This is a genomic window from Caballeronia sordidicola, from assembly GCF_002220365.1.
Lineage (GTDB): Bacteria > Pseudomonadota > Gammaproteobacteria > Burkholderiales > Burkholderiaceae > Caballeronia > Caballeronia sordidicola_C.
Window position 1 is genome coordinate 89,922 of record NZ_MTHB01000209.1, and the last position, 7,144, is coordinate 97,065.

At 60.8% G+C, this 7,144-nt stretch carries 5 protein-coding genes and 1 pseudogene; 3 read left to right on the forward strand and 3 right to left on the reverse strand.

Translation table 11 applies throughout. The annotated features are described in order from the left end of the window. Nucleotides 1–63: 63 nt before the first annotated feature. The 3 genes from BSU04_RS30095 to zwf all read left to right on the forward strand — a co-directional run bounded on the left by BSU04_RS30095 (nt 64) and on the right by zwf (nt 4,572). Nucleotides 64–1,179, forward strand: a complete 1,116-nt coding sequence (locus tag BSU04_RS30095; RefSeq protein WP_089163963.1) for a porin — start codon at nt 64–66, stop codon at nt 1,177–1,179. An 87-nt stretch (nt 1,180–1,266) separates the two neighbouring features. Next, nucleotides 1,267–2,637, forward strand: coding sequence for a GntT/GntP/DsdX family permease (locus BSU04_RS30100; protein ID WP_089163964.1), 1,371 nt, complete (start codon nt 1,267–1,269; stop codon nt 2,635–2,637). Between the two features lie 459 nt (nt 2,638–3,096). Further along, nucleotides 3,097–4,572, forward strand: a complete 1,476-nt coding sequence (gene zwf / locus BSU04_RS30110) for a glucose-6-phosphate dehydrogenase (RefSeq protein ID WP_089163966.1) — start codon at nt 3,097–3,099, stop codon at nt 4,570–4,572. Nucleotides 4,573–4,647: 75 nt separating this feature from the next. Here zwf and BSU04_RS30115 read toward each other — a convergent pair whose 3' ends face one another. The 3 genes and pseudogenes from BSU04_RS30115 to BSU04_RS30125 form a co-directional block, all read right to left on the reverse strand. Continuing rightward, a complete protein-coding gene (locus BSU04_RS30115) occupies nt 4,648–6,003 on the reverse strand; it encodes a sensor histidine kinase (protein WP_089163967.1) in 1,356 nt (451 codons plus the stop codon). Between the two features lie 2 nt (nt 6,004–6,005). Continuing rightward, entirely contained in the window at nt 6,006–6,683 is a 678-nt protein-coding gene (locus tag BSU04_RS30120) for a response regulator transcription factor (protein WP_089163971.1), read from the reverse strand. A 142-nt stretch (nt 6,684–6,825) separates the two neighbouring features. Beyond that, nucleotides 6,826–7,144: pseudogene (locus BSU04_RS30125) on the reverse strand (MFS transporter); the annotation flags it as partial.

The following is a 7,144-nucleotide window of genomic DNA, read 5'->3' on the forward strand; positions in this document are numbered from 1 at the left end:
TAGTCCATCGAAGACAACAAAAATTCATCGATGGGTGCCCTTCTTTCGACCAGAGGAAACCAGATGCATAAGCAGATCCTTCGCACGGCCGTGGCCGTCGCCGTGACGGGAAGCGTTGCGCAAGCCGCTTTCGCCCAAAGCAGCGTGACGCTCTACGGTATCGTGGATGCCGGCTTCACATACACCAACAATCAAAAGGGCAATAGCGCCTATCAGGCGACTCAAGGCAATGTGCAAGGGTCGCGCTGGGGTCTGCTTGGCAGCGAGGATCTGGGCGGTGGCAACAAAGTCTTGTTCCGGCTCGAAAACGGCTTCAGCCTGGAATCGGGCGCGTCGGGCCAGGGTGGACGCATGTTCGGCCGCAGCGCATGGGTGGGGTTGAGCAACGACCGCGCCGGTACGATCACGCTAGGCCGTCAGTACAACAGCGTGCAGGACTATCTCTCGAATCTGCAGATCAACGGCGTGGGCGCAATGAGCCAGTACGGCAACGCGATCTACGACAACGACGACATCAACAACACCTACCGCACCGACAACGCCGTCAAGTACACCACGCCGACGTTCTCCGGCTTCACCGCGAACGCAATGTACGCGTTCTCGAACACTGCCGGTGATTTCTCCAATAACCGCGCGTGGAGCGTGGGCGCGGATTATGCAGCGGGTCCGGTGCGCCTTGACGCGGCCTACTCGCTGGTCGATCACCCTGCGTCGAACACAGCCGGCGCCGCCCCCTCCGACAACTACTACAGCACCAACTCGTCGATCATCAGCAACGTTGCGCGCAACCAGGTCTGGGGCGCAGGCGGTGCCTACACGTTCGGGCCGGCGACGGTCGCCTTGCTGTACACGAACTCGCATTTCGACCTCCTGACCGGCGGCAGCCTGCGTTTCGCGAACTATGAAGCGAGCGTGCGTTATCAGTTCACGCCCGCCACGCTGCTCTCGCTTGGCTACATCTACACGAGCCAGAACAGCAGTTCGGCAACCGCGTCGAATGGTCACTACAACCAGCTCGCACTCGGTGGCGAGTACTTCCTGTCGAAGACGACCGACCTCTACCTGAACGGCATTTACCAGCGTTCGTCCGGCGCCAAGGCCTGGATTGAAGGGGCCTCGAATCCGTCCAGCAACAACGGTCAGTTTGTCACCGTCGTGGGCATTCGACACAAGTTCTAACCAGGCAGGCCGGACCGATGAAGACCCGGGCGGCTCGACGGTTCGGCCCTTTCTACCCGTTTTTCTGACCGCTATTTTGGAGCCTCCATGGCGACTGTCCAGGGAAGTCTGTTACTCGTCTACGCGTTGGTCGCGATCATCGCGCTGGTCGTGTTGATCGCGCGATTCAAGCTCAATCCGTTTATTACGCTGATGGTGGTGTCTGTCGCCCTCGCGCTTGCCGTCGGCATGCCGATGACGTCGATTCTCAAGTCGTTCGAAACCGGCGTCGGCGGAACGCTCGGGCATATTGCGATTGTCGTCGGGCTAGGCACGATGCTCGGCAAGATGATGGCCGAATCCGGCGGGGCTGAACGCATCGCGCAAACGCTCATCGGATTGTTTGGCCCGAAGAATGTGCATTGGGCAATGATGTGCATCGCGTTCCTCGTCGGCCTGCCGGTATTTTTCGAAGTCGGTTTCGTGCTGCTGATTCCGATTGCGTTCAACGTAGCGCAGCGTACCGGCACGTCGATGATCCGGGTCGGCATTCCGATGGTCGCGGGACTCTCGGTGGTGCACGGCCTGATTCCACCGCACCCGGCCGCGTTGCTGGCGGTGACGGCTTATAACGCGGACATTGGTCACACGATTTTCTACGCGTTGATTGTGGGTATTCCCACGGCGATTATCGCCGGACCGCTGTTCTCGAAACTGATCGCGAAGTTCGTCGTGCTCGAAGGCGTCAATCCGATGGCGCAGCAGTTTATCGAGCAAGATGCCGCGCGCGCGACGCAGAAACTGCCGAGCTTCGGTATCACGCTGCTGACCGTCCTGTTGCCGGTGCTGCTAATGCTCCTGGGTAGTTGGGCCGACCTGATCGTGCCGGCGAAATCAACGGCCAACAACGTGCTGCGCCTGATCGGGCACCCGGACATGGCATTGCTGCTTGCAGTGCTGTTGAGCTTCTACACGTTCGGCTCGGCGCGTGGGTTCAATCGTGAATCCATCCTCAAGTTCACCAACGAGTGTCTGGCGCCGACCGCCAGCATCACGCTGGTCGTGGGTGCCGGGGCAGGCTTCGGGCGCATCCTGATCGACAGCGGCGCGTCCAAAGCGATCGTCGACGTGGCCACCGGCGCGCATGTGCCGCTGCTGATTCTCGCGTGGCTGGTCGCCGGTTTGATTCGGGTCGCGACGGGATCAGCGACAGTTGCCATGGCCACGGCTGCGGGGATCATCGCACCGATCGCAGCAGCAGCCGCCTCCACGGCGACTGGCGTGCGTCCTGAACTACTCGTGCTCGCGACGGGCGCTGGATCGCTGATCCTGTCACACGTGAACGACGGCGGTTTCTGGCTGGTCAAGGAGTACTTCGGCATGACCGTGACGCAGACGTTCAAGACCTGGACCGTGTGCGAAACGATTATTTCGGTGACCGCGCTGGTGTTCACGCTCGGGTTGTCGATGGTGATCTGAAGCGGCGCGGCATGCCGATAAAACGCTTGCCGCCTGCATTAATAACGTTGCAAATCCGGTGTGTGAACGCCACTGCGCCGACGCTGACGCACCGGAGCAGTCATGAAGTCACGCGCCGTGCGCCCAGCGCTCAACTCAATATACACACGCGTGTCACGTTCCAAGTCGATATCCGTTGCTGCGGATCGTATCGAACAACGGCTCCCCGCCTTCGATATCGATCTTTTTTCGCACCCGGCCGCACGCTTACACTACGGTTACGTGCACGCCGTTGCGCAGTTTCCCGACCGGTCGGACGTTTTTTCTCTAGTACTCTGATGATCGCGAACCGCACCGTCGCTCGCATGCGCCGACCATGCTTGTTTAAAGCGTAACTGGTATAACGACATACTTAGCGTCGCAAACGGCCCGCTCCGCGGAGCGCAATTCTGACTGCAAACTCGCGATTCCTTACGCACCATGACCACTCAAACCCATTCAGCCGCTCCCGATCTTCCTGTCGACATGATCATCTTCGGCGGTGGCGGCGACCTGTCCGCACGCAAGCTCCTGCCCGCCCTTTACATGGCGCATTTGCACTGCAACCTGCCCCCGAAAACACGCATTATCGCGATCGGACGACGCGACTGGTCGCGCGAGCAATACGTGCAATTCGTGGAAGAGCAATCGAAACCCTTCGTCGACAAGAAAGCGCTCGATCCGCAATCCTGGGACACGTTCCTGGCTCTGTTCGACTACGTGCGCATCAACATCGATGCGGCGAGCGACTATCTGCGGCTAGCGGAAATTGCGCGCAAGGACGTGTGCCGTGTGTTTTATCTCGCGACGTCGCCGGATCTGTTCACGACCATCTGCGACAACCTCGCGGCTGCTGGCCTGGTCGACAACAACTCGCGCGTCGTGCTGGAAAAACCGCTCGGTCATGATCTTGCCTCGGCGCAAGCGATCAATGCTTCTGTCGGCCGTCATTTCGCCGAGGCGCAGATTTATCGCATCGATCACTACCTCGGCAAGGAAACGGTGCAGAACCTGATGGTGCTGCGTTTCGGCAACGCGATCTTCGGACCGCTGTGGCAGGCGCCGTACATCAAGAGCGTGCAGATTACCGTGGCGGAAACGGTAGGCGTGGGCAGCCGTGCGGGCTTCTACGACCAGACCGGCGCGCTGCGCGACATGGTGCAGAACCACCTGCTGCAACTGCTGTGCATCGTGGCTATGGAGCCGCCCGTATCGCTCGATCCCGATGCCGTCCGCGACGAAAAGCTCAAGGTGCTGCGTTCGCTGCGCAAGATGACGGTGGCCGACATTGCCCGCGATACCGTGCGCGGCCAGTACAGTCCGGGCGCGATTGGCGGCGAGCCGGTCAAGGGTTACATGGAAGAAGACAACGTGCCGGCGGAGAGCCGTGCCGAGACCTTCGTCGCCATCCGCGCGCATATCAACAACTGGCGCTGGGCGAACGTGCCGTTCTTCCTGCGTACGGGCAAGCGCTTGCAGAAGAAGCAATCGGAGATCGTGATCGACTTCGCCGACCTGCCGTTCTCGATCATTCCCAGCGGACCGCGCAACTATGGCAACCGGCTGGTCATCCAGTTGCAACCGGAAGAATCGATCCAGTTGCAGATGCTCGCTAAAGAGCCCGGCAGCGGCATGCATATGCTGCCGGTGAACCTGAATCTGGATTTGCAGCAAGCATTTAGCGAACGTCGCGCGGAAGCGTACGAGCGGCTGTTGATCGATGTGATGCGTGGTCGCCTGACGCATTTCATGCGTCGCGATGAGCTCGAAGCGGCATGGGCGTGGGTCGAACCGATCCTGGACGGATGGAAGGAATTGAACGACCGTCCGCGCACCTATACGGCGGGCACGTTCGGACCGGCCGCCTCTTCAGCGCTGATGGCGCGGGAGAACATGGCGTGGGCTGAAGAGGCCTGACGCTGCTCATTCGCTGCTCATTCGCTGCTCACTGGCACCGGATCATCGGTGCGAGTGAAACGGGAAGCTGCAGCGCTAAAGCGAAAACCGGACCTCGGCCGCAAGACCTTTGCCGCCGGGGCTGTCATCAAGAATGATGCTAGCCCGGTGCGCCCGCACGATCTCCCTCACGATGGCAAGGCCCAGCCCGCTGCCCTCCTCCGCCGATGCCCTGAAGAACGGTTCGAACACGCGATCGCGGACATCGGCTGGAATGCCGGGACCGTCGTCGGTGACGGCAAGCACGATCGTCTTCTCGCGCCGCTCGATCAATAACGTCACGTGACCTGACGCGGGGGTGTATCGAATAGCGTTATCGACCAGATTGAAAACCAGCACCGACAATAAACGCGCGTTTCCTAATACGATCGCGTCGTCGGCAAGCTGCGCGGCCAGCTCGATCCCGCGACGCTGTGCCAGCAGCGCCAACTCTTCAATTACCGTTGTCGCGACCTCGCGCAAATCGACACGCTCGCCCTCGAAATGGCTGTAATCAGCGGTCTCAGCCTGCGCGAGCATCAGCAACTGGTTGGTGAGCGACACCAGCGCCCCATTGCTCTTGTGCATGGCTGACAGGGTTTCTTTGACGGTCGCGAGGTCATCGTGGCGTCGGGCGTATTGCAATTGCGCGCCGAGCAACGTCAGCGGCGTTCTCAACTGATGCGCGGCATGCGCAATGAAGCGCCGCTGCATGGCGGTCTGCCGCTCGATCCTCGCAATGCACTGATTGATGGCATCCACAATGGGCCGCAACTCGCTCTGAAGATGCTCCGAGCGCAACGGCACAAGTTCGTTCGGCGCGCGGTCGCGAACGTCATTGGTCAGCGCCATCAGGTGCCGCAACTCGAACGTCAGGCCGACGCACACCAGCACGATTGCAATCGCAATGATCTCCGCGAAATGCTGCAGTTGCGGTCGCCATAGCTCAGTCGCCAATGCATCGCGCTCCAGTTCCGTGCGGCCCACCGAAACGAGGATGCGCTTGCTTTCACCCGAGTCGTACATCGGCCGGATGATAGAGACCGCGCGCACCGGCTGACCGTCGATCTCGGTGTCGTACCAGCCGGGTGAACTGGCAGGCTCGACCTGTTCAAGATCCGACGTGCCCGCAATCGTCGGTCCGTCGATCACGCGCATGCGAAAGAACACCCGGTCGCCATAGGGCGAACTCAGGATCTCGATTGCGCTCGGCGAAATGTCCGCATGCAGAAAACTGTCGTCCCACTTGACGTCGCCGGCCATCACACGGGCGGACGCGAGCAACGCATTGTCCTGGATCAGGCTCGCGGTTTTCTGCGCGCCTTCACGGGCCATGTAGCCCGCGGCAAGCACATAGACCGTCAGCGGTAGCAGCAACCACAGCAGAAGCCGAAGGCGCAGGCTATTCGTCATCGTTATTCGTCATCGCTGCTGGCTTGCAACAGATAACCCAGGCCCCGGAGCGTAATGATGGTGGCGGTGCTTTTCTCAAGCTTTTTGCGCAGCCGGGAGACGTATATCTCGATGGCGTCTTCGCTCGTGTGGGTGGTCGAACTGCCGAGCGAATCGGCGAGCATCGGTTTGGAGACAGTCTTCTTGGCCTTGAGGATCAAGGTCTCGAGCACGGCATGCTCTCTCGGTGTCAGGCTCAGTGCTTCGCCCGCTACCGAGAACTGCCGCCGGTCGATATCGTAGGAAAGATCGCCGCAGCGCGTGCTGTTCGAGCGCGAGGGCAACTGCCGGCGCACGAGTACCTTGACCCGTGCGACCAGCTCGCGTGCATCGAACGGCTTGACGACGTAGTCGTCCGCGCCGGCGCTCAGGCAGATCACCTTTTCATCCACGGAACCGCTGGCGGTCAGGATCAGCACGGGCGTGTCGTCGCCCCGTTCTCTCAGCCGCCGTAGCACGCCCTTGCCGGACAGATTGGGCAAGTTGAGATCGAGCAGCACGACATCGTAGCGCGTGGTGCGCAAGAATCGGTCGGCTGCGTCGCCGTCGCTGACGCGGTCGAGCACAAAACCATCGTCTTCCAGAATCTTAGCGAGCCAGTGAGCCAGTTGCTCATTGTCCTCGACCAGCAGTAGCTTCATCACATTCACCGCGTTATGCGTGGGCATTGTCCGTCAGCCCGGCATGCGCATGATGTAAACAAGCCTCACGCCGCGCCGGGCCACGGCCCTCAGGCGAAGTGTATCTCGCTCGGGGCGTGGCCATGCTGTTCGGCGCCGACCGTCAAGCGGTCTTGTACTGGCCGCGTGCTTCCGTGGATCGATACAGCACGAGCGTCGCGATCAATCCGCAAACTGCGGCAACAGCCATCCATGCGCCCGGCGCCGCCTTGTTGCCGGTTACGTGAATCAGGTACGTGGAGATGGCAGGCGTGAACCCGCCGATAGTCGTCGCCAGGCTATACGCCAGCGAAAAACCCGTCGTCCGCACTTCAACCGGCATGACTTCAGTCAGCGCCACGACCATCGCACCGTTATAGCTGCCGTACAGGAACGAGAGCCACAACTCCACGCCGAGCAAGCGCAGGAACGACGGATCGGCG